The organism is Klebsiella sp. CSG-1 (assembly GCF_056521145.1).
Window position 1 is genome coordinate 1 of the sequence record NZ_JBWNLD010000030.1, and the last position, 1,339, is coordinate 1,339.

General features: G+C 55.1%; 1 protein-coding gene. It reads left to right on the forward strand.

Translation table 11 applies throughout. The annotated features are described in order from the left end of the window. The first annotated feature begins 91 nt into the window (after positions 1-91). Positions 92-1,299, forward strand: a protein-coding gene (locus AC007G_RS28255) for an IS3 family transposase (RefSeq protein ID WP_116799391.1) whose coding sequence is annotated in 2 segments (ribosomal slippage) — positions 92-413 and positions 413-1,299 — 1,209 coding nt in all. Because the reading frame shifts where the segments join, the coding sequence is not laid out codon by codon here. Positions 1,300-1,339 lie beyond the last annotated feature (40 nt).

The following is a 1,339-nucleotide window of genomic DNA, read 5'->3' on the forward strand; positions in this document are numbered from 1 at the left end:
TGATGTAGCCCCCTGAAACACCGGACAGTAGCTGTATCTCCAGATAAGAGATAGGCTTGAATATATGTCTAACACTAACGCCAATTTTGAGATGACCGGGATCCTGTTAGGGCAAGAAGCCCGTAAACGTAAAACTCCTCAGGAGAAGATCGCCATTATCCAGCAGACGATGGAGCCGGGCATGAATGTCTCCCATGTCGCCCGCCTGCATGGTATCCAGCCCAGCCTGCTGTTTAAGTGGAAGAAGCAATATCAGGAAGGCAGCCTCACCGCCGTTGCGGCCGGAGAGGAAGTCGTTCCTGCTTCTGAGCTTACTGCTGCTCTGAAGCAGGTCCGGGAACTTCAGCGCCTTCTGGGCAAGAAGACGATGGAAGTTGAGATCCTGAAAGAAGCCGTGGAGTACGGCCAGTCGCGAAAATGGATAGCGCACGCGCCCTTGTTGCCAAAGGACGGGGAATAGCCCTGGTCAGCCGCACCATGGGCGTGTCGCGTGCGCAGCTGTCACTGCGGATTAACCGTTCTGCCGACTGGCAGGACAGGCGCTGTAACCGGCGTAATGACGAAGCAGACGAAGAAATACTGTCGGCTATCCTCGACATCATCAGCGATATGCCGAGTTATGGTTATCGACGCGTGTGGGGCATCCTGCGCAAGCAACGTCGCACAGAGGGACAGCCACCTGTGAACGCCAAACGGCTTTACAGGATAATGAGCGAGCATAACCTGTTGTTGTTGCATGACAAACCAGAGCGACCGAAGCGTGAACATAAGGGCAAGATAGCGGTGGCAGAAAGCGATATGCGCTGGTGTTCAGATGGCTTCGAGTTCGGCTGCGACAACGGCGAAAAACTGCGGGTAACGTTCGCGCTGGACTGCTGCGACCGTGAGGCCATAGACTGGGCAGCAAGCACGGGAGGCTATGACAGTTCGACCGTGCAGGATGTGATGCTGAGGTCGGTGGAAAAGCGCTTCGGCGACAGGCTACCGGAAACACCAGTGCAGTGGCTGACGGATAACGGTTCAGCGTATACCGCGTATGAAACGCGGAGGTTCGCGAGAGAGCTGAATCTGGAGCCCTGCACAACAGCGGTGAGCAGCCCGCAGAGTAATGGCATGGCCGAACGGTTCGTGAAAACGATGAAAGAAGACTATATCGCGTTCATGCCAAAACCGGATGTGAGAACAGCACTGCGAAACCTTGCAGTAGCGTTCACGCATTACAATGAAAACCACCCGCACAGCGCGCTGGGATATCACTCCCCGAGGGAATACCGGCGGCAGCGGACATCGTTAACTTAAGATACAAAAGCTGTCCGGAGATGGAGGGTCAAGATCAACG